The organism is Streptomyces sp. HUAS YS2 (assembly GCF_033343995.1).
Classification (GTDB): Bacteria; Actinomycetota; Actinomycetes; order Streptomycetales; family Streptomycetaceae; genus Streptomyces; species Streptomyces solicathayae.
In genome coordinates this window covers 4,582,286-4,601,897 of the sequence record NZ_CP137573.1, presented here as the reverse complement: position 1 = coordinate 4,601,897, position 19,612 = coordinate 4,582,286, and the positions used below count along the sequence as shown (strand labels likewise).

The window sequence follows — 19,612 nt, the reverse complement described above, 5'->3', positions numbered from 1 at the left end:
GAACCGGCGAGGGCCTCGGAACCGCCGGGCCCTCCCCACCGCTACGCCCTCGGCGCGGCGCTCCCCCGGCCCGTCGCCGTGCCCTTCACCGCGTCCAGCGCGTACACGCAGCGGTCCTTGCTGCACGCGTACACGACGCCGTTCCGGGCCACCGGCGACCCGGTGATCTCGCCGCCGGTCGCGAGCTTCCAGCGCAGCTGGCCGCCGGCCGCGTCCAGCGTGTACAGCACGTGGTCCGCCGAGCCGAAGTGCAGCCGGCCCTCGGCCACCACCGGTGTGCCGACGAGCTCGCCGCCCGCCGCGAACCGCCACTTCGGCGTGCCCGTGACGGCGTCCAGCGTGTACAGCGCGCTGCCGCTGGCCACGTGCACGTTGCCCGCCTCGACGAGCACCGGCTCGTTCGACTGGCGCTGCTCGGTCGCGATCCGCCAGCGGTCCTGGCCGGTCGTCGCGTCGAGCGCGTACACGGTGCCGAGGTAGTCGGCGAGGTACACGCCGCCGCCGGTCACCGCCGGGCCGGGCGCGAACGCGGGCGGGGAGAGGAAGACCGCGGGCGCCTCGAAGTGCCAGCGGACGTGCCCGCCCGCGATGTCGATGCAGAGCACCCGGGTGCCGGCCGCCACGTACACGCAGCCGTCCTCCGCGGGGGCCACCCGGACGGGGACGTTGCCGCAGGAGGCGGCGTCCCCGATCGGGTACGACCAGCGCTCGGTGCCGGTCCGCGCGTCCAGCGCCTGGAGGCGGGCGTCCCGCCACACGTACACGGTGTCGCCGTGCACGGCAGGGCCCGCCTCGGGGGTCTCGAACTCGGTCTGCGCCCCGCCGAGCTCCCAGAGCTTGGCGCCGTTGGACGCCTCCCAGGCCTGGACGCCGCCGCCGCGCGTACCGGTGACGACGGTGCCCCGGTCGACCTTGAGCGAGTACACCCAGGCGTCCGTGTTCAGCCGCCAGCGCTCGCTGCCGTCGGAGGCGTCGAGCGCGTACAGCGTGGGCCCGTCGGAGCCGTGGATACGGCCCTGGGCGACGGCCATCGACCAGGCGACGTCCCGGGTCTTGAACTGGCGTCGGCCGCTCCCGGTGTCCAGGGCGTGCACCTCGAAGGAGGTGACGTAGAGCAGGTTGCCGTCGACGACCGGGGTGCCCCAGACGTCGTTCGACATACGGAACCGCCAGGGCCGCCAGTGGCCGGGCTCGGCCGCGGCCGGCGGCTCCGCCGGGCGGGCGGGAGCCGGAAGCGGACGGGAGCCGGGGGCCGGGCCGGGCTCGGCGCCGGGCCGGCGGATCCAGCCGGTGGCCGGGCCGGTGTCGGCGACGATCGAGGCCCGGGTGTCGGCGACCCGGGGGCCGGGGCCGATCGGCACCGCCGCGCCGGCCAGCCGCACCGGGCCGCCCGCGGGCGCGGGCTCCGGGCGGCCGGCGTGCTTGCCGCCGCCCGCCGGGGCGGGAGCGGGCGTGCGCGGGTCGCCCCACTCGGGCGCGGGCCGGGGCGGGCGGGGCGGCGCCGGGGGCGCCGGCGGGGCGGAGGCGGGGCCGGAGGACGGGGCGGGCGGGTTGGGCCGGCCGCCGCGGCGGGCCTCGATCATGGCGGTGGCGCGCTGCGGCAGCCAGGCCGAGGCGGTGCCGCTGTCGTCGCTGCCGGAGCCGAAGAGGTGCGGGGCGAGCTGGGCCTGCAGGTCGGCCGGGGTGGGCCGGAGCGAGACGTCCATCTGCATGCAGGACTCGATCAGCGGCCGCAGCTCGTCGGGCAGACCGGCCAGGTCCGGGCCCTCGCGGAGCAGCATGAAGACCGTCTCGACCGGGTTGGCACCGTGGTACGGCGCGTGGCCGGTGGCGGCGAAGACCAGCATCGAGCCCAGCGAGAACACGTCGCTGGCGCCGGTGACGCTGCGCGAGTCGCGGGCCTGCTCGGGCGACATGTACGCGGGCGTGCCGACGGCGACGTTGGTCATGGTCAGCCGGGTGTTGGAGACGCCGGACGCGATGCCGAAGTCGATCACCCGGGGGCCGTCCTCGACGACGAGGACGTTGGACGGCTTGAGGTCGCGGTGGACCAGGCCCGCGCCGTGGATGGACTGCAGGGCCTCGGCCACGCCGGCCGCCAGCCAGCGCACCGCCTGGGCCGGCAGCGGCCCGCACTCGTTCACTATCTCTTCGAGGGAGGGCGCCGGGACGTACGCGGTGGCCAGCCAGGGCACGGCGGCCCGGGGGTCGGCGTCCACCACGGCCGCGGTGTAGAACCCGGAGACCGCGCGGGCGGCCTCGACCTCGCGGGTGAACCGGACACGGAACAGCTGGTCCTCGGCGAGCTCCGTCCGCACGGTCTTGATCGCCACCCGCCGGCCGGACGCCGAGCGCGCGAGATAGACCAGGCCCATGCCTCCGGCACCGAGCCGGCCCAGCACCTCGAAGGGACCGATCCGCCTCGGGTCGTGCTGCGTCAGCTGCTCCACTTGCCTTGCCACCTCCCCGTACGGGCCATGAGAGTACGGCCCCGTCGCACCCTGATTCTTCCTGTCCGGGGCGGTGGTTGCGAACCCGGGGGCGGATCGGGGTGTCCTAGGTCATATCGTCGGGCTTTTCAGCGGACTTTTCGGCCGTTTCCGCGTCGTCCTCGGCCCTGGAACCCCCGCCACCCGCTTTGTCCCCTTCTTTCGTGGGCTCCTTCGCACGCGCTTTCGCGGGCTCCTCCTCGGGCTCCGCGAGGACCGCGAACCGCGCGCCCTGGTTGTCGGTGAGGACGGCGATGCGACCGTGCGGGGTGTCGAAGGGTGCGTTGGTGATCCGGCCGCCCATCCGCACCGTCGCCTCGCAGGCCGCGTCGCAGTCGGCGACCGCGAAGTAGACGAGGACATGGCCGGGCATCTCGGCCGGGAACGCCTCGGTGATCACCGCACGGCCGCCGAACGCGGTGTCGTCGCCGGGCCGCGAGCCGGGCGGGGACCAGACCCGGTAGTCGAGACTGCCTTCGGTGAGGTCCTGGGCGACGTACCCGAAGACGGCCGCGTAGAAGGTGTCCACGGCGTCCTTCTCGCGGGTGTAGACCTCCATCCAGCAGAAGGAACCGGGCTCCATCTCCGTCTGGAGTCCGTCGTCGAGGTCGCCGCCCTGGCGCAGCCCGAACACGGCCCCGCCCGGGTCGGCGGCGAGCGCCACGACGCCGTACGGCCCGACGGGATACGGCTCCATGACCATCTGGCCGCCGGCCGCCCTGATCCGGGCGGCGAGTGCGCCGGCGTCCGGGGTGGCCAGGTAGACGGTCCAGGTGGTGGGCATCCGCCCGTCCCGCTTGGGGACGAGACCGGCGGCCCGCCGGCCGCCGACCCTCGCCTCGCCGGTGACCGCGTCGAAGGTCCAGCCGAAGAGCTCGCCGTAGAAACGCTTGCCCGCTTCGAGGTCGGGGAGCTGGGCGTCCACCCAGCACGGCGTGCCCTCTGCGAATGCGGCCATGGGCGTGGTTCCTTCCAGATACCGGTATCCGGTGTCCACGCTAGGTCGGGGCGAATCACCCCGCACCCCATGAAATCGAACAGATGGATGCATGGTTATCCACCAAAGTTGTCCACAGGCTGTTAATAAGCCTATTCGCATGACCCGAGGCCGGCCCAGCCCCCGGAAGGGCCCCGGAGCCCAGTCGCGTGGGGTGCACCCCATTTGCAGTCGGCCGAATCGCGCCCCGATCACCCCTCGGTAAGCTGACGGCATGACAGGACAAGTACGCACCGTCGACGGCCGCGTGGCCGGTCGACGAGGTCAGGCGACGCGGCAGAAGCTGCTCGACTGCCTCAGCGAGATGCTCAGCTCCTCTCCCTACCGGGACGTCAAGGTCATCGACGTGGCCCGGAAGGCGGGTACTTCGCCCGCGACGTTCTACCAGTACTTCCCCGACGTGGAGGGCGCCGTCCTCGAGATCGCCGAGGAAATGGCCAAGGAGGGCGCAGGGTTGACCGAACTGGTCTCCGGTCGCTCCTGGGTCGGCAAGGCGGGCTGGCAGACCTCCGAGGACCTCGTCGAGGGATTCCTCGACTTCTGGCGCAAGCACGACGCCATCCTCCGGGTGGTGGACCTGGGCGCCGCGGAGGGCGACAAACGGTTCTACAAGATCCGCATGAAGATCCTGAACTCGGTCACCAACTCCCTTACGGATGCGGTGAAGGAGCTCCAGGCCAAGGGCAAGGTCGACAAGGACGTCAGCCCGGCGGCGATGGCCGGTTCGCTCGTGGCGATGCTCGCGTCGGTGGCCGGGCACCAGAAGGGCTTCCAGACCTGGGGCGTCAAGCAGGCCGAACTCAAGCCCAACCTGGCCCTTTTGGTCCACCTCGGGATCACGGGCAAGAAGCCGGTGAAGTAACCCCACGGCTCCGGGGCGCACGCCCCACCACCTCTCGTCCTGTCGCGCCGGCGGCGGTCCGCACCACGACCGCCGCCGGCGTTCCCGTCCCCGCCCCGCGACTCAACGCCGCGTGAGGCGGAACAGCCGGATCTCGCGCTCCACCCGGGCCTGGTACGTCGCGTACGGGGGCCAGAAGGCGAGTACGGCCTTCCAGGCGGCCGCCCGCTCCTCCCCCGCCAGCAGCTCCGCGCGCACCGGGATCGTCTCGCCGCGCCAGCTCACCTCCGCGTCCGGGTGGGCCTTCAGGTTCGCCGTCCACGCCGGGTGCCCCGGTCGGCCGAAGTTCGAGCCGATGAGGATCCAGGTCGCGCCGGACTCCTCCGGCATGCAGGCCAGCGGGGTGGTGCGCGGAACCCCCGACCTGGCCCCGCGCGCCGTCAGGATCACCCCGGGCAGCATCTGGGCGCTCAGCATCACCTTGCCGCGGGTCAGCCGGTGGACCGTGCGGTCCATCGCGGGGATGAAGTGCGGCGCGATCTTGGCGAAGGTGCGCGTCGAGGACACCTTCTGCATCAGGCGCAGTCCGACCGGCATCAGGCCGCCGCCCCCTTTCCGGTTCCGTGCGGTGCGAGGAGTCCGGTCGCCTGCGCCGCGGCCGCCCGGAGCCGGTGCACCGGCCCGAAGAGCAGCTCGTCGGCGCTCGCCCGTTTGAAGTACAGGTGGGCCTCGTGCTCCCAGGTGAAGCCGATGCCGCCGTGCAGCTGGATCGTCTCGCCGGTGACCGCCCGGGCGGTCTCCAGGCACTGGGCGAGCGCGAGCTGCGCCGCCCCGGGTTCGCCCGGGCCCGGGCGTCCCGCGTCCCAGGCGGCGTAGCAGGCGGCCGAGCGGGCCGCCTGGAGCTGGACGTACAGGTCGGCGAGCCGGTGCTTCACGGCCTGGAAGGAGCCGACGGGGCGCCCGAACTGCTCGCGGGCGCGGACGTGTTCGACCGTACGGTCCAGGCAGTGCGCCGCCGCGCCGACCGCCTCGGCGGCGACGACGGCGGCCGCGGTCCGGCCGGCCGCGGTCAGCGCGCCGGCCACGTCCGCCGGATCGGTGCCGAGCAACTCGGCCGGTACGTCGCGCAGTTCGACGGTCGCCTGCGGCCGGGTGTCGTCCAGCGAGGTGCGCCGGGTGCGGGTGAGCCCGTCGGCGTCCGCGCGGACCAGGAAGAGCAGGGTGCGGCTGCGGGCGAAGCCGCCGGTGTGCGCGGCGACGAGGAGCAGGTCGGCGCTGTGCCCGTCGAGGACCTGGCCGGCCTCGCCGTAGAGCGTCCAGCCGTCCCGTACCGGCCGGGCCTGCACACCGCCCGCGCGGCCGTCGCCGGACCAGTGCGCCTCCGCTCCCTCGCCGGTCAGCCCGAGGGCGACGGCGAGGGAGCCGCCGGGCACGGCGAGCGCGGCGGTGAGGGTGCCGGCGGCGATCTCGGGCAGCAGCTCGGCACGCTGCGGCTCGGTGCCGAGCGCGGCGATCAGCGGGGCGGCCAGCACCGCGGTGGCGAGCAGCGGCGAGGGGGCGAGGGCGCGGCCGGTCTCCTCGCAGGCGAGGGCGAGTTCGGCGGGCCCGCAGCCGACGCCTCCGTACTCCTCGGGCAGGGCGAGTCCGGGCAGCCCGAGCCGCTCGGCGAGCTGGGTCCACAGCTCGGGGTCGTGTCCGGCGGCGGTGGCGACCGCCGCCCGGACCTCGTCGGGTCCGGACCGTTTGGCGAGCAGTTCCCGCAGGGTGCGGCGGATCTCTTCCTGCTCGTCGGTGAAGGCGGCGTCCATGGAGCTCCCCTCCGTATCTGACGGGCCGTCATGTTAGGGCGGTGCGGCCGGGATGCCCAGGGGTAGGGCGGGACGGATCGACGGCGACGACCGGCCGGACGAGGCGGCACCGGAACGCCATATCTGATGTACCGTCAGATTCATGCCCACCACTTCACGGAACCGCCCCGGTCGCCGCGTCGCCGTCGTCGGCATATCGCTCTCCGACGGCGGACGGGTCGACGAGGCGACGCCCTACGCCCTGCACGCCCAGGCCGCCCGCCGCGCCCTCGCCGACAGCGGGCTCGACCGCTCGCTGATCGACGGCTTCGCCTCGGCCGGGCTCGGCACGCTCGCGCCCGTCGAGGTCGCCGAGTACCTGGGGCTGCGGCCCCGCTGGGTGGACTCGACCGCCGTCGGCGGCGCCACCTGGGAGGTCATGGCCGGCCACGCCGCCGACGCCATCGCCGCCGGCCACGCCAACGCCGTCCTGCTGGTGTACGGCTCCACCGCGCGCGCCGACATCAAGGCTCGTCGGCGCACCTCCAACCTCTCGTTCGGCGCCCGCGGGCCGCTGCAGTTCGAGGTCCCGTACGGCCACACACTCATCGCCAAGTACGCGATGGCGGCTCGTCGGCACATGCACGAGTACGGCACGACGCTGGAGCAGCTCGCCGAGGTCGCGGTGCAGGCACGGGCGAACGCCGCGCTCAATCCGGACGCGATGTTCCGCGACCCGATCACCGTCGACGACGTGCTGGCCGGGCCGATGATCGCCGACCCGTTCACCAAGCTGCACTGCTGCATCCGCAGCGACGGCGGCTGCGCGGTGCTGCTCGTCGCCGAGGAGTACGTGCCGGACACGGCGAAGGCGCCGGTCTGGGTGCTCGGCGCCGGCGAGCACGTCTCGCACACCACGATGTCGGAGTGGGAGGACTTCACGGTCTCCCCGGCGGCGGTCAGCGGCCGGCTGGCCTTCGAACGCGCGGGCGTCTCGCCCGCCGACATCGACCTCGCCCAGATCTACGACGCCTTCACCTACATGACCCTGGTGACCCTGGAGGACCTGGGCTTCTGCGCGAAGGGCGAGGGGGGCGCGTTCGTCGAGAAGAACCGGCTCACGGTCGGCGGCGGCGGGCTGCCGGTGAACACCGACGGCGGCGGCCTGTCGGCCTGCCATCCCGGCATGCGGGGGCTGTTCCTGCTGGTGGAGGCGGTGCGGCAGCTGCGCGGCGAGGCGGACGGGCGGCAGGTGCGGCGGGCGGACGGGAGCCTGCCGGAGCTGGCGGTGGCGTCCGGGACGGGCGGTTGGTTCTGCTCCTCGGGAACGGTGGTGCTGGGCCGGGACTGAGGCCCTGCGGGCAGCGCCCCGAAGTATCTATACAAACGTCATAGACAATCGTGTAGGACATCCGTATAGTCGTTGGTGCGGGCAGGGGAACCGGCCCGCACCACCCGACAAGGAGTCCTGCCATGACGCACACCACCGCCAAGACCGTCCTGATCTCCGGCGCCTCGATCGCCGGCCCGGCCCTCGCGTACTGGCTCCACGAGTACGGCTTCACCCCGACCGTCGTCGAGCGCGCCCCCGAACTGCGCACGGGCGGCTACAAGGTCGACATCCGCGGCACCGCGATCGAGGTCTGCCGGCGGATGGGGATCCTCGACGAGATCCGCACCAACTCGACGGACATGGACGGCGGTTCGTACGTGGACGAGGCCGGCCGCACCATCGGGGAGATGCCGGCCGAGATCTTCGGCGGCCGGGTCGAGGGCGACGACGAGATCATGCGCGGCGAACTGGCCCGGATCATGTACGAGCGGACCCGCGACGACGTCGAGTACCTCTTCGGCGACTCGATCGCCACCCTGGCGGAGGACGCGGACGGCGTAGAGGTCACCTTCGAGAGCGGCCTCCGCCGCCGCTTCGACCTCGTCGTCGGCGCCGACGGCATGCACTCCCACACCCGGCGCCTCGTCTTCGGCGACGAGCGGCAGTTCAAGCGCCACCTCGGCGCGTACATCTCGATCTTCACCGCGCCGAACCACCTCGGCCTGGAGCGCTGGGAGACCTACCACGCCTCCCCCGGCCGGCTGACCTGCGTCTACAGCTCGGCCGGCGAGACCGACGCCAAGAACATGTTCGTCTTCGCCTCGCCCGAGCTCTCCTACGACCACCGGGACGTCGCCACGCAGAAGCGGATGCTCGCCGACGCCTCGGCGGGCGGCCGGTGGGAGATCCCGCGGCTGATGCGGCACGCGGCGGACGCCGACGACTTCTACTTCGACTCCATCGCGCTGGTGGAGATGGACCGCTGGTCCAAGGGCCGGGTCGTGCTGCTCGGCGACGCCGCGCACTGCGCCTCCCCCGCATCCGGCCAGGGCACCGGGCTCGCCCTGCTCGGCGCGTACACGCTGGCCGGCGAGCTGGCGGCGGCGGGCGGCGACCACCGGGTGGCGTTCGAGGCCTACGAGCGGGTGATGCGGCCCGGCGTGGAGCGGAACCAGAAGATGGCGGAGGGCTTCGTCAAGGAGCTGACGGTCGACCGCAAGTGGAAGATCGCCCTGCGCATGTTCATGGTCCGCACGCTGCCGAAGACCCCCTGGAAGAACCTCATCGCGAAGAAGATCCGCGACGAGATCCAGGCGGCGGCCCGCGCGGTGCCGGTCACGGAGTACGGAACCCTCGCGCACGCCGCATGATGGTCCCCATGACTCCCGCGAACGCCCCGAACGACTCGCTGTTCACCCGGGCCCTCCACTCCCAGCGGGTCTGGGCGACCGCACTCCCCGCCTTCGACCCGGCCACCGCTCCCGCCGAGCCGGTCGCGCTCTTCCGGGACTGGTTCGTCGAGGCGGCCGGGGCCGGGGTGGTCGAGCCGCACACGATGCACCTGGCGACCGTGGACGAGGCCGGGCGGCCGGACGTACGGACGCTGATGATGCACGACGCCGACGACCGCGGCTGGCACTTCGCCTCGCACGCGACCAGCGCGAAGGGGCGGCAGCTCGCGGCCCGCCCGGACGCGGCGCTCGGGTTCTACTGGCCCGCGCAGGGCCGCCAGGTCCGGATCCGGGGCCGGGTCGCCACCGGCACCGCCGAGGAGGCGTACGCCGACCTCCACGCCCGCTCGACCGGCGCCCTCGCCGCGGCCCTGGTCGGCCGGCAGAGCGAGCCCCTGCCCGACCTGGCCACGCTCTCCGAGGCGAGCGACGCGGCATGGGAGCGGGCGGGGCGGGAGCCGGCGGCGGACGTGAAGACCTGGACGGCGTACGTCCTGGAGCCGCGCGAGGTCGAGTTCTTCCAGGGCGACGAGCGGCGGCGGCACGTACGGCTCCGGTACCGCCGGGAGGACGGACCGGGCTGGACGCGCGAACTGCTCTGGCCTTAGCGGCGGTCCGGTCCGCGCCCGCTAGGCGGGACCGGCGCCTTCGTCCGCCGGCGCGAACACCGCGACCGCGGGGCCCTCGTCCGCCGCCCGGAACGCCACTTGTAGTGGCATCCCGATCCGCAGCTCCGCCTCCGGGCAGTCGACCACCTCGGTCATCATCCGCGGCCCCTCGTCGAGGTCGACGACGGCGGCCGTGTACGGCACCCGCTCGCCGAACGGCGGCAGGTCGTTGCGGTGCACGACGGACCAGGTGTAGAGCGTGGCCCGGCCGCTCGCCGGCTCCCAGACCACGTCCTCGCTCCAGCAGAACGGGCAGAACTCGCGCGGGTAGTGGTGAGCCTTCCCGCACGCCCCGCAGCGCCGGATCAGCAGTCGGCCGTCGGCCGCCGCGTCCCAGTACGGACGGGTGAACGCGTCGACGTCGGGCAGGTCGTAACGGGTCGCGGCCATCAGAACCATCCGATCACATGGTCGAGGGACCAGGTCTGCCAGGACAGCGCGAACAGGGCGACCAGCGAGATGAGCGCCATCATCGCGTTCTGCCCCTGCTCGGCCCAGTCGTGGATCATCAGGACGAGGTAGAGCAGGTTCAGGAGCAGCCCGCCGACCAGGGCGACCGGGGTGAGGAAGCCGGCGACGAGGCCGAGCCCGAGGGCGAGTTCGGCGTAGACGACGACATAGGCCATCAGCTTGGGCCGGGGCGCGACGACCTTCTCGAAGCCGGTGCGCACGGCGCCCCAGCGGTGCTTGCCCGCGACGTCCGCCGCCCAGGCGATGCCGGTGCCGCGCTCGAACCAGCCCTTCCTGTCCTTGTGGCGCCAGCTCTCGAGCCACCACAGGCCGAGGCCGATGCGGAGGACGGCGAGCCACTCGGCGCCGGTGAGCCAGACGGTCTGCATCCCGGTCCCCTCCCTGCCATATCTGACGATACGTCAGTTCACCGGAAGGCAGGGCCCGGGCGCAAGGGGTACGCAGGAGGCACACGGAAGCCGCACGAGCGTGACCGATTCGCAACCGATTCCCGTCTTGACCGAGACCCATGAGGTGATCACGTCATTACGCTCGGCAGTCATGGCCACCACCTCCCACGACCACCCCGTCTACGTCATCGGCGGCGGGCCGGGCGGACTCGCCGCGGCCGCCGCGCTCCGCAGCCGGGGCGTACGCGCCGTCGTCCTCGAGAAGTCCGACGCCGTCGGCGCGTCCTGGCGTTCGCACTACGACCGCCTCCACCTGCACACCACCCGCAGGCTGTCCGCGCTGCCCGGACTCCCCATGCCCCGCTCCTTCGGCCGCTGGGTCGCCCGCGCCGACCTGGTGCGGTACCTGGAGAAGTACGCCGAGTTCCACGAACTGGAGATCGTGACCGGTGTCGAGGTCGACCGGGTCGAGCGCGCGGACGACGGCACCTGGCTGCTCCACGCGACCGGCGGGCGGCGGCTGACCGGCCGCGCGGTCGTGGTCGCGACGGGCTTCAACCACACGCCGCGACTGCCCGACTGGCCGGGCCTGGAGGCGTACGGGGGCGACCTGCTGCACGCGAGCGCGTACCGCAACCCGGAGCCGTACGCGGGCAAGGACGTGCTGGTCGTCGGCGTCGGCAACACCGGCGCGGAGATCGCCGCCGACCTCGCCGAGGGCGGCGCGGCGCGGGTCCGGCTCGCGGTGCGCACCGTCCCGCACATCGTGCGCCGCTCCACGGCCGGCTGGCCCGCCCAGCGCACCGGCATCCTGGTCCGCCGACTGCCGGTCGGCCTGGTGGACAAGTGTGGCGAGCTGATGGCCCGCCTCGCCGTCCCCGACCTCTCCGCCCACGGCCTGCCCCGCCCGGACACCGGCCTGTACTCCCGGGTCCGCGAGGGCGCGATCCCGGTCCAGGACGTCGGCCTGATCGACGCGATCCGCGCGGGCCGGGTCGAACCGGTCGCCGCGGTCGAGTCGTTCGAGCCCGGAAAGGTCGTCCTGGCCGACGGCACCCACCTGTCCCCGGACTCGGTGATCGCCGCCACCGGCTACCGCCGCGCCCTGGAGCCGCTCCTCGGCCACCTGGACGTCCTGGACGACCGAGGACGCCCGAGGACCACCGGACCCAAGTCCCCGCCGAACGCCGCCGGCCTGTACTTCACCGGCTTCACGAACCCGATCAGCGGCATGCTCCGCGAGATCGCGATCGACGCGGAACGCATCGCGAAGCACCTCGCGAAGCCCCACGAGAAGCGGGTCGCGTCGAAGGGTTAGCGGTTCCGCCAGTTCACGAAGGTCGCCCCGTCCTTCACAACCACGCTGATCGCCTCGTCCTGGAACTCCTCGTCGGTCAGGAGCCGGAGGAGAAACTCGGCCATGCCGAGGCGGTGCAGCTGCATCTCGGGGCTGGTGTGCCGCCCGCAGACCAGGACCGGCCACCGGTCCGGGTCGTCGTCCGTCGTCACCCAGCAGTAGATGTCCGCCCCCGACGTCACGCCCCACGCCACGATCGACTCGGGGGCGACGTCGAAGCCGGCGTCGTCGCGGCACATCTCCCAGGTGGCGCGGGCGTTCTCCGTCTCCTCCTCCAGGCCCGAGGTGTACGGGTACCCGTCCGCCTGCGGCGCCGGCAGCAGGATGCCGATCACGTCGCCGACCTCGCCCGACCCGTACACCTCCATGAAGCGGACGTAGTCCGAGGGGAACCGGGTCCCCCAGGCCGCCTCGACCTCGCTCCAGTCGATCCGCTCGTCGACGCCGAGAGCCACCGGCATGAGCTCGGAAAGTGCCGCTACCGCATCCGTCCCGCGCATGTTCCGCCTTCCGTCCCGCCGCTCGCGCGGCGTGGCATGTCCGGGGACCCAACCTAGATGGACCGCCCTCGCGCAGGGTGCCCGGGCACCCCGGACCCCGTCAGGATCCGGTGCCGCTCCCAGACATCCGCTGCACGACTGTTCCTGACACAGCGTCAGACTTGTAATCTGACTATGCGTCAGGTCAGTTGGAGTCAGAGCGGCGAGGGCGGAACGATGCTTGGATCGACCCACGGCACCTTCACCACCGATCTCCGCGCCCGCGTGGTCGCCTGCGGGGAGCAGCCCGGGAACGTCGTGCACGGTGTGGCGGCCGTGCCCGGGGACAGCGACGTCAGCGGGCGACCGCTGCACGCGGCCGTGCCGGATCTCGACCGGTTCTTCCGGCCGGAGTCCGTCGCCGTCGTCGGGGCGTCCGACGCCGAGGGGCGGCCGAACACCGGGATCACCCGGCAGCTCGTCGCCTGGGCCGAGCGGGTGGGGGCGCGGCTGCATCCCGTGCATCCGACGCGGGAGACCGTCTTCGGCATGCCGTGCGTGCCGTCCGTCGGCGCGCTGCCCGAGCCGGTCGACCTCGCCGTGCTGCTGGTCGCCGACCCGCTGCCGCTGGTCGCCGAACTCGCCGAGGCCAAGGTGCGGTTCGCCGTCGCCTTCGCCTCCGGGTTCGCCGAGACCGGGGCGGACGGGGCCGCCGCGCAGGCGCGGCTGGCCGAGGCGGTCAAGGGGGCCGGGCTGCGGCTGCTCGGCCCGAACACCAATCTCAACGCCTTCGAGAAGTTCCGCGACGACCTCGAGGGCCCGGCCGTCGCGCTCATCACCCAGTCCGGCCACCAGGGCCGCCCCGTCTTCACGATGCAGGAGCTCGGCGTACGGCTCTCCCACTGGGCGCCCACCGGCAACGAGGCCGACCTGGAGACCGCGGACTTCATCTCGTACTTCTCGCAGCGCCCCGAGGTCGGGTCCATAGCCTGCTACGTCGAGGGGCTCAAGGACGGCCGGTCCTTCCTGCTCGCCGCCGACCGGGCCGCCCGGGCCGGCGTCCCGGTCGTCGCGGTCAAGGTCGGCCGCACCGAGACCGGCGCCCGCACCGCCGCCTCCCACACCGGCAAGCTGACCGGCGCGGACCAGGTCGTCGACGCGGCCATGCGACAGTTCGGGGTGATACGGGTGGACGGGCTCGACGAGCTCCAGGACACCGCGGCCCTCCTCGCCCGCGCCCGCAGGCCCGTCGCGGACGGCGTCGTCGTGTACTCGATCTCCGGCGGCACCGGCGCCCACTTCGCCGACCTCGCCACCGCCGCCGGCCTGAGCCTCCCGACCCTGAGCGACGCCAAGCAGGACGAGCTGCACCAGTGGATCCCGGAGTACCTGAACGTCGCCAACCCGGTCGACAACGGGGGCCACCCGGTGGGCGACTGGCGCGGCCGGAAGATCATCGACGCGATCCTCGCGGATCCGGAGGTGGGGGTGCTGATCTGCCCGATCACCGGCCCGTTCCCGCCCATGAGCGACAAGCTCGCCCAGGACCTGGTCGACGCCGCCGAGGCCACCGACAAGCTGGTCTGCGTGGTGTGGGGCTCCCCGGTCGGCACGGAGGACGCGTACCGCCACACCCTGCTCGGCTCCTCCCGGGTCGCCACCTTCCGCACCTTCGCGAACTGCATCACCGCCGTCCGCGCCCACCTCGACCACCACCGCTTCACCACCGCCTACCGCTCCCCCTTCGACGAGGCCCCGCGCACCCCGTCGCCCTCCTTCCGCAAGGCCCAGGCCCTGATGCGGCCCGGCCGGCGGCTCAGCGAGCACGGCGCGAAGCAGCTGCTGCGCGCGTACGGGATCCGGGTGCCGCGCGAGCAGCTGGTCACCAGCGCGGCGGCGGCGGTCCGCGCGGCCGGTCTGGTCGGCTACCCGGTGGTGATGAAGGCGTCCGGCGCGCAGCTCGCGCACAAGACGGAGCTGGGCCTGGTGAAGGTCGGGCTGACCTCCGCGAGCCAGGTCCGCGACGCGTACCGCGAGCTCACCGACATCGCCCGCTACGAGGACATCGACCTCGACGGCATCCTGGTCTGCCAGATGGTCGCCAGGGGCGTCGAGATGGTGGTGGGCGTGACGCAGGACGCCCTGTTCGGGCCGACGGTGACCGTGGGCCTGGGCGGCGTGCTCGTCGAGGTGCTGAACGACACGGCGGTACGGGTGCCGCCGTTCGGCGAGGCCCAGGCCCGCGACATGCTCGGCGAACTCCGCGGCCACGCCCTCCTGGAGGGCGTGCGCGGCGCGCCGCCGGCCGACGTGGACGCGCTGGTGGAGGTCGTGCTCCGGGTGCAGCGCATGGCCCTGGAACTGGACGGGGAACTGTCCGAGCTGGACATCAATCCGCTGATGGTGCTGCCGCGCGGGCAGGGCGCGGTGGCGCTGGACGCGCTGGCCGTGTGCCGCTGAGAAAGGGACCGTACGTGGACGAGCACGTGGACGAGGTACTGCACGCCGTCGAGAACGGCGTCTCCTGGATCACCCTCAACCGCCCCGAGGCGATGAACGCCGTCACCTGGGACCAGCGGGAGCGGATCATGGAGCTGCTCGCGGACGCCTCGGCCGACCCGGACGTACGGGCCGTGGTCGTCACCGCGACCGGCAAGGGCTTCTGCGCGGGCGCGGACCTCAGGGGCACGCCCCCGGCGTCGGGCGAGCGCGTCGCGGGGGACGTGGCGCGGACCATCCGGCGCGGCGCGCAGCGCTTCATCGCGGCGGTCCTGGACTGCGAGAAGCCGGTGATCGCGGCGGTCAACGGCACCGCGGCCGGGATCGGCGCGCATCTCGCCCTCGCCTGCGACCTGGTGATCGCGGCGGAGGGCGCGCGGTTCATCGAGGTGTTCGTACGGCGCGGTCTGGTGCCGGACGGCGGTGGGGCGTACCTGCTGCCGCGGCTGATCGGCCCGCAGCGGGCGAAGGAGCTGATGTTCTTCGGCGACGCGCTCCCGGCGGCGGAAGCGGAGCGCCTCGGGCTCGTGAACCGGGTGGTGCCGGCGGAGGAGTTGGAGAAGACCGCCCGTGAGTGGGCCGAGCGCCTCGCCCAGGGCCCGACGCGCGCCCTGACCCTGACGAAGCAGCTCGTCAACGCCTCCCTGGACTCCGACCGCGCCACCGCCTTCGCGGCGGAGGCGGCGGCCCAGGAGATCAACATGACCACCCGCGACGCCAACGAGGGCGTCGCGAGCTTCGTCGAGCGCCGCGCCCCGGAGTACCGGGGGCGGTAGGGGTACCGGGCGGAGGCCCCGGCGGAGGTCGTGCGCCGGGGCCTGCCCGAGGGACCGGTGTCGGCCGGTCCGCCGGGCAGGGTGAGCCGCACCGCAGACGCCGGGCGCCGCGGCCCCGGCCGTGATCCGGGCCGCTACTAGCGGTTCGCCCCCGCCGGGGGCCTCTTCGTGAGGGTCGTGCCCGCCACCACGGCGGCGACGAGCAGGGCGCCCGCGGCGCACCAGAGGGGGACGGGGCTGGGGCCCAGCAGTCTGTAGTAACCGTTCCCGTCCGGCTCCGAGAGCACCGGGGGCGAACTGGCCAGCAGCGCCCCGCCGATCGTCTCGCCGATCCCCTGGGCCGCGACGGCGGTCGCCGCGGCCGAGCCCGCGAACGGCAGGGGGACGCCGGCGGTCGCGACGTCGAGGAGCGGGCCGAGGGCGAGACCGACGCCGAGGCCCACGACGATCAAGCCGGGCAGGACCCAGCCCACGTACCCGCCGCTGCCCGCGTCGAGCCGGGTCAGCAGCGCCAGGCCGAGCGCCGCCGCGACCAGGCCCCCGGTGACCGGCACGCGCTGCGGGACCCGGTCCGCGAGACGGGCGGCCACGAAGCAGCCGATCGCGAGCGCGGCGGCCATGGGCAGGAGGGCGGTCCCGGCCGCCACCGGGGCCATGCCGAGGGCGTGCTGCAGGTGGATGCTCAGGCTCCAGAACGTCACCGCGACGGCGGCGCCGACCATGACCAGGCCCACGAGACCGCCCACCCGGTCGGCGGTCCTGACCTCGGACCCGGTGGCGAAGCCGCCCGGCATCGTGAACTGCCGTACCAGGAAGCCCGCGAGCAGACCGATGCCCGCCACGGTAGGAACCACCGTCAACAGGGACGGCCCCCCGCTCATGCCGGTGCCGGTGCCGAAGGCGTCGAGCGTGACGCCGTAGGTGAGCGCCAGCATTCCGGCGCAGCCGAGCAGCGTGCCGGCCATGTCGAACGGGACGCGGTTCGGGCCGTCCGCCGGCAGCGTGCGCGCGAGGATCAGCGCGGTGACGGCGAACGGGAGGGCGGCGAGCAGCACGACGCGCCAGCCCACGAACTCGGTGAGGAGACCGCCCACGGTCATGGCGAGGACCGTGCCGCCGACGGCGACCGCGGCGTAGACGCCGAAGGCCCGGCCGCGTTCCTTCGGGTCCGTGAAGCCCCCGACCACCAGGGACAGTCCCGCCGACACCACCAGCGCGGCGGAGGCGCCCTGCAGGGCGCGGGCCACGAGCATCGTCGTGGAGTCGGGGAGGAAGCCGACGACCGCGGAGACCGCGATGTATCCGGCCAGGCCGATGGTCAGCGTCCGCCGGGCCCCGCGGACGTCCGCGAGATGCCCGCCGAGCAGGAGCAGCCCGCCGAAGGCAAGGGCGTAGAGGCCGGAGAGCGGGTTGACGGAGCCGAGCCCCAGATCGCTCTGGATCTCCGGGATCGCCATGGCGAACGCCAATGTGGCGAACAGGACCGAGAACTGCGCGAACGCGGCCACCACCAGGCCCCGCCGGCGCCTGGGGTCGGCGCCCGGGGTGTCGGGATGCGGGGACGGGTACGCCGCCGGCGGGCCGAAGCCCTGCGGCGGGCCGAATCCCGCCGGGGCCGTCGGCGCGTACGCGGGCGGCATGGGCGCGGCGGCCTTGGCGAGGTCGATGCGCGGGTCCGACGGTACGTCCGGCACTGTCGCGGGCGGCCGGACGGCGGCGTCCGTCGGCGCGTAGTCCAGCAACCGGGCGGCGTGCCGTCCGAGTTGGGCGAGGACCGCGCCGGGCAGCCACTCCTCCGTGGCGTCCGTCACCGTGAGTTCGGCGATCTGCTCCGGGGTGGGCCGCCGGGCAGGGTCCTTCTGCAGGCACTCCCGTACGAGCGGCAGCAGCGTCCCCGGTACGCCGGTCAGGTCCGGCTCGTCCTCGGCGATCTTGAACAGGTGCGCGCTCAGACCGGTGTCCGTCGCGCCGAACAGGAGCCGCCCGGTCGCCGCGTACACCAGGACCGCGCCCAGGCAGAACACGTCGCTCGCGGGGGTGAGTTCGAGGCCGCGGACCTGCTCCGGCGACATGAAGCCGGGCGAGCCGATCAGCATGCCGGTACGGGTGTGCAGGCTGTCGCCGCCGAGGCTGTCCATCGCGCGCGCGATGCCGAAGTCGATGACGCGGGGGCCGTCGACGGTGACGAGGACGTTGGACGGCTTGAGGTCGCGGTGGATCAGGCCCGCGTCGTGCACGGTCCGCAGCGCCAGGGCTAGCCGGTTGGCGAGCACCCGGACCGAGTGCTCGGGCAGCGGCCCGAAGTCCTCGGCGACCACCGTGGTCAGGTCGGGGCCCGGGATGTACTGGGTCGCCACCCAGGGCACGGCCGCCTCGGGGTCGGCGTCGAGCACGGCCGCCGTCCAGTCCCCGCCCACCCGCCGCGCGGCGGCGACCTCGCGGGCGAAGCGGCGGCGGAACTCGGGGTGCCCGGCGTGCTCGGCCTGGACGACCTTGACGGCCACGGTGCGGCCGCCTTCGGAGCGGCCCAGATAGACCAGGCCCATCCCGCCGGCGCCGAGGCGGGCGATCAGGCGGTACGCGCCGATATGGGTGGGGTCTTCACCGGTCAACTGATCCACACGGGAAAGATAGTCCAACTCTCCAGTGCAGACGGGAGATTCACGAAAGCCCCGCCACCCCTACTCCTCCGCGCGGCTCACGCCTCCGCGCGGCTCACGCCTCCGCGCGGGCCGCCGCCAGGAAGGCGCGGATCAGTGCCGGGTCCTTCACGCCGCGGCTCGCCTCGATGCCGCTGGAGACGTCGACGCCCCAGGGGCGGGCGGCCCGGATCGCCGCGCCGACGTTCGCCGGCGTGAGTCCGCCGGCGAGGAGCCAGCGGACGTCGGGGCCCGGGAGCCGCTTTCCGGTGAGGTCCCAGGTCTCGCCGGCGCCGGGGACCGGCGCGTCGAGGAGCAGGACGTCCTCGCCGCGCTCGCCGTGGGGCGGGGCCTCGTCACGTACGGACGCGGCGCGGATCAGGGTCCGGCCGGTGGGCAGGAAGGCGCGCACGGCGTCGAAGTAGCCGAGGTCCTCGTGGCCGTGCAGCTGGACGGCGCGCACACCGGTCGCCTCGACCAGGTCCCGTACATCGTCCAGCGGCTGGTCGCGGAAGACGCCGACGGTCAGGATCCCGTCCGGCACGCGCGCGGCGAGCCGGCGGGCGGTGTCGGCGTCGATGCGGCGCGGGCTCTCGGCGAAGACGAAACCGATGGCGTCGGCGCCGGCCTCGACGGCGGTGTCGACGTCGGGCTCGGTGCGCAGACCGCAGACTTTGACGAACATGCGGGCCACTCTACGCAGGCGGGTACGGCGCTTCCGGAGGGTCCGCGGGGGTTCCCATCTGATGACCCGTCAGTTTCAATGGTGGTGTGATGGGACACGCTGGGATGGCGGCCACCGCCGTCCGATACCTCCGGTCGGTCGGCGCCCCGACGGGCGTCGAGACGCTGCCGCGCCCGGAACTGCGGGCCGTACGGGAGGACGAGCGTGCGCCCGTCGATCCCGCCGAGTTCCGCCGCGTCCTCGGACACTTCGCGAGCGGGGTCACGATCGTCACGGCCCTGGACGAGGACGGACCGGCCGGCTTCGCCTGCCAGTCGTTCGCCTCGCTCTCCCTGGACCCGCCGCTCGTCGCGTTCATGGTGGCCCGCACGTCGACGACCTGGCCGCGGATCGCGCGTGCCGGGGCGTTCTGCGTGAACGTGCTGGGCGCCGACCAGGGCGAGCTGTGCCGGGGCTTCGCGGTGAGCGGCGCCGACAAGTTCGCCGGTGTCGCGCACGCCCCCGCCCCGGTGACCGGCGCGCCCCGGCTCGCCGGGGTCCCGGCCTGGATCGACTGCACGATCCGCACCGTCCACACCGGGGGCGACCACCTGATCGTCGTCGGCGCGGTCGAGGCCCTGGGCGCGGAGGACGACGGCGCGCCGCTGCTGTTCCACCGCGGCCGCTTCGGCCGCTTCACCGCGTAACCGCCTCCGCTTCTCCACCACCTCCGCCCCGGCGGCGTGACGCAGGTCACCGGAACCCGCGCAAC

At 73.7% G+C, this 19,612-nt stretch carries 17 protein-coding genes; 8 read left to right on the top strand and 9 right to left on the bottom strand.

Annotated features, from left to right (window positions below; translation table 11 throughout):
* Positions 1-41: 41 nt before the first annotated feature.
* Together afsK and R2D22_RS21355 are read right to left on the bottom strand one after the other, a co-directional pair.
* Positions 42-2,450, bottom strand: a complete 2,409-nt coding sequence (afsK, locus tag R2D22_RS21360; protein WP_318106031.1) for a protein serine/threonine kinase AfsK — start codon at positions 2,448-2,450, stop codon at positions 42-44.
* Positions 2,451-2,556: 106 nt separating this feature from the next.
* Positions 2,557-3,447, bottom strand: a complete 891-nt coding sequence (locus tag R2D22_RS21355; RefSeq protein WP_318106028.1) for a VOC family protein — start codon at positions 3,445-3,447, stop codon at positions 2,557-2,559.
* A 253-nt stretch (positions 3,448-3,700) separates the two neighbouring features.
* Between R2D22_RS21355 and R2D22_RS21350 the strand changes: the two genes are divergently transcribed.
* Positions 3,701-4,348, top strand: a complete 648-nt coding sequence (locus R2D22_RS21350; RefSeq protein WP_318106027.1) for a TetR family transcriptional regulator — start codon at positions 3,701-3,703, stop codon at positions 4,346-4,348.
* A 102-nt stretch (positions 4,349-4,450) separates the two neighbouring features.
* Here R2D22_RS21350 and R2D22_RS21345 read toward each other — a convergent pair whose 3' ends face one another.
* Positions 4,451-4,924 (bottom strand): nitroreductase family deazaflavin-dependent oxidoreductase, encoded by a 474-nt coding sequence (locus tag R2D22_RS21345; protein ID WP_318106026.1) that lies wholly within the window; start codon positions 4,922-4,924, stop codon positions 4,451-4,453.
* Positions 4,924-6,135 carry an acyl-CoA dehydrogenase family protein gene (locus R2D22_RS21340; RefSeq protein ID WP_318106023.1) on the bottom strand — a complete coding sequence of 404 codons (1,212 nt, stop codon included), beginning with the start codon at positions 6,133-6,135 and terminating at the stop codon, positions 4,924-4,926. The genes R2D22_RS21345 and R2D22_RS21340 overlap by 1 nt, the downstream gene beginning before the upstream one ends.
* Before the next feature lie 142 nt (positions 6,136-6,277).
* Between R2D22_RS21340 and R2D22_RS21335 the strand changes: the two genes are divergently transcribed.
* The 3 genes from R2D22_RS21335 (at position 6,278) to R2D22_RS21325 (ending at position 9,506) form a co-directional block, all read left to right on the top strand.
* Positions 6,278-7,465, top strand: a complete 1,188-nt coding sequence (locus tag R2D22_RS21335; RefSeq protein ID WP_318106021.1) for a thiolase C-terminal domain-containing protein — start codon at positions 6,278-6,280, stop codon at positions 7,463-7,465.
* A 122-nt stretch (positions 7,466-7,587) separates the two neighbouring features.
* Entirely contained in the window at positions 7,588-8,817 is a 1,230-nt protein-coding gene (locus tag R2D22_RS21330) for an FAD-dependent monooxygenase (protein WP_318106019.1), read from the top strand.
* 8 nt (positions 8,818-8,825) lie between these two features.
* Positions 8,826-9,506 (top strand): pyridoxine/pyridoxamine 5'-phosphate oxidase, encoded by a 681-nt coding sequence (locus R2D22_RS21325; protein ID WP_318106017.1) that lies wholly within the window; start codon positions 8,826-8,828, stop codon positions 9,504-9,506.
* A 21-nt stretch (positions 9,507-9,527) separates the two neighbouring features.
* On the opposite strand, the gene R2D22_RS21320 is transcribed toward R2D22_RS21325, so the two are convergent.
* A complete protein-coding gene (locus R2D22_RS21320) occupies positions 9,528-9,956 on the bottom strand; it encodes a Zn-ribbon domain-containing OB-fold protein (RefSeq protein ID WP_318106015.1) in 429 nt (142 codons plus the stop codon).
* Complete coding sequence (locus tag R2D22_RS21315) at positions 9,956-10,405, bottom strand: DoxX family membrane protein (protein ID WP_318106012.1); 450 nt, start codon at positions 10,403-10,405, stop codon at positions 9,956-9,958. Before R2D22_RS21315 ends, R2D22_RS21320 begins: the two co-directional genes overlap by 1 nt.
* Before the next feature lie 172 nt (positions 10,406-10,577).
* Here R2D22_RS21315 and R2D22_RS21310 point away from each other — a divergent pair, with 172 nt between their 5' ends.
* On the top strand, positions 10,578-11,744 hold the full coding sequence (locus tag R2D22_RS21310) for a flavin-containing monooxygenase (RefSeq protein WP_318106011.1): 1,167 nt from the start codon (positions 10,578-10,580) through the stop codon (positions 11,742-11,744).
* Here the strand turns inward: R2D22_RS21310 and R2D22_RS21305 are convergent.
* Positions 11,741-12,283: an SMI1/KNR4 family protein gene (locus R2D22_RS21305; RefSeq protein ID WP_318106009.1), complete on the bottom strand. Its 543-nt coding sequence runs from the start codon at positions 12,281-12,283 to the stop codon at positions 11,741-11,743. The two genes, R2D22_RS21310 and R2D22_RS21305, sit on opposite strands and share 4 nt — an antisense overlap.
* A gap of 216 nt (positions 12,284-12,499) precedes the next feature.
* Here R2D22_RS21305 and R2D22_RS21300 point away from each other — a divergent pair, with 216 nt between their 5' ends.
* Both R2D22_RS21300 and R2D22_RS21295 read left to right on the top strand, forming a co-directional pair.
* Complete coding sequence (locus R2D22_RS21300) at positions 12,500-14,722, top strand: acetate--CoA ligase family protein (RefSeq protein ID WP_318106007.1); 2,223 nt, start codon at positions 12,500-12,502, stop codon at positions 14,720-14,722.
* Between the two features lie 92 nt (positions 14,723-14,814).
* Positions 14,815-15,537 (top strand): enoyl-CoA hydratase/isomerase family protein, encoded by a 723-nt coding sequence (locus R2D22_RS21295; RefSeq protein ID WP_318109908.1) that lies wholly within the window; start codon positions 14,815-14,817, stop codon positions 15,535-15,537.
* A gap of 137 nt (positions 15,538-15,674) precedes the next feature.
* On the opposite strand, the gene R2D22_RS36145 is transcribed toward R2D22_RS21295, so the two are convergent.
* Together R2D22_RS36145 and R2D22_RS21280 are read right to left on the bottom strand one after the other, a co-directional pair.
* Positions 15,675-18,158 carry a bifunctional serine/threonine protein kinase/MFS transporter gene (locus tag R2D22_RS36145; protein ID WP_411977057.1) on the bottom strand — a complete coding sequence of 828 codons (2,484 nt, stop codon included), beginning with the start codon at positions 18,156-18,158 and terminating at the stop codon, positions 15,675-15,677.
* A 94-nt stretch (positions 18,159-18,252) separates the two neighbouring features.
* On the bottom strand, positions 18,253-18,861 hold the full coding sequence (locus tag R2D22_RS21280) for a phosphoribosylanthranilate isomerase (RefSeq protein ID WP_318106005.1): 609 nt from the start codon (positions 18,859-18,861) through the stop codon (positions 18,253-18,255).
* A gap of 104 nt (positions 18,862-18,965) precedes the next feature.
* Between R2D22_RS21280 and R2D22_RS21275 the strand changes: the two genes are divergently transcribed.
* Entirely contained in the window at positions 18,966-19,547 is a 582-nt protein-coding gene (locus R2D22_RS21275; protein ID WP_318109904.1) for a flavin reductase family protein, read from the top strand.
* Positions 19,548-19,612: the final 65 nt, after the last annotated feature.

What these genes read in the sequence shown, in the direction of transcription:
- R2D22_RS21320 (WP_318106015.1), bottom strand. Translation starts at nt 9,956, where the DNA reads ATGGCCGCGACCCGTTACGACCTGCCCGACGTCGACGCGTTCACCCGT.
- R2D22_RS21305 (WP_318106009.1), bottom strand. Translation starts at nt 12,283, where the DNA reads ATGCGCGGGACGGATGCGGTAGCGGCACTTTCCGAGCTCATGCCGGTG.
- R2D22_RS21325 (WP_318106017.1), top strand. Translation starts at nt 8,826, where the DNA reads ATGACTCCCGCGAACGCCCCGAACGACTCGCTGTTCACCCGGGCCCTC.
- R2D22_RS21300 (WP_318106007.1), top strand. Translation starts at nt 12,500, where the DNA reads ATGCTTGGATCGACCCACGGCACCTTCACCACCGATCTCCGCGCCCGC.
- R2D22_RS21345 (WP_318106026.1), bottom strand. Translation starts at nt 4,924, where the DNA reads ATGCCGGTCGGACTGCGCCTGATGCAGAAGGTGTCCTCGACGCGCACC.
- R2D22_RS21295 (WP_318109908.1), top strand. Translation starts at nt 14,815, where the DNA reads ATGAACGCCGTCACCTGGGACCAGCGGGAGCGGATCATGGAGCTGCTC.
- R2D22_RS21330 (WP_318106019.1), top strand. Translation starts at nt 7,588, where the DNA reads ATGACGCACACCACCGCCAAGACCGTCCTGATCTCCGGCGCCTCGATC.
- R2D22_RS21340 (WP_318106023.1), bottom strand. Translation starts at nt 6,135, where the DNA reads ATGGACGCCGCCTTCACCGACGAGCAGGAAGAGATCCGCCGCACCCTG.
- R2D22_RS21310 (WP_318106011.1), top strand. Translation starts at nt 10,578, where the DNA reads ATGGCCACCACCTCCCACGACCACCCCGTCTACGTCATCGGCGGCGGG.
- R2D22_RS21350 (WP_318106027.1), top strand. Translation starts at nt 3,701, where the DNA reads ATGACAGGACAAGTACGCACCGTCGACGGCCGCGTGGCCGGTCGACGA.
- R2D22_RS21355 (WP_318106028.1), bottom strand. Translation starts at nt 3,447, where the DNA reads ATGGCCGCATTCGCAGAGGGCACGCCGTGCTGGGTGGACGCCCAGCTC.
- R2D22_RS21315 (WP_318106012.1), bottom strand. Translation starts at nt 10,405, where the DNA reads ATGCAGACCGTCTGGCTCACCGGCGCCGAGTGGCTCGCCGTCCTCCGC.
- R2D22_RS21280 (WP_318106005.1), bottom strand. Translation starts at nt 18,861, where the DNA reads ATGTTCGTCAAAGTCTGCGGTCTGCGCACCGAGCCCGACGTCGACACC.
- R2D22_RS21275 (WP_318109904.1), top strand. Translation starts at nt 18,966, where the DNA reads ATGGCGGCCACCGCCGTCCGATACCTCCGGTCGGTCGGCGCCCCGACG.
- R2D22_RS21335 (WP_318106021.1), top strand. Translation starts at nt 6,278, where the DNA reads ATGCCCACCACTTCACGGAACCGCCCCGGTCGCCGCGTCGCCGTCGTC.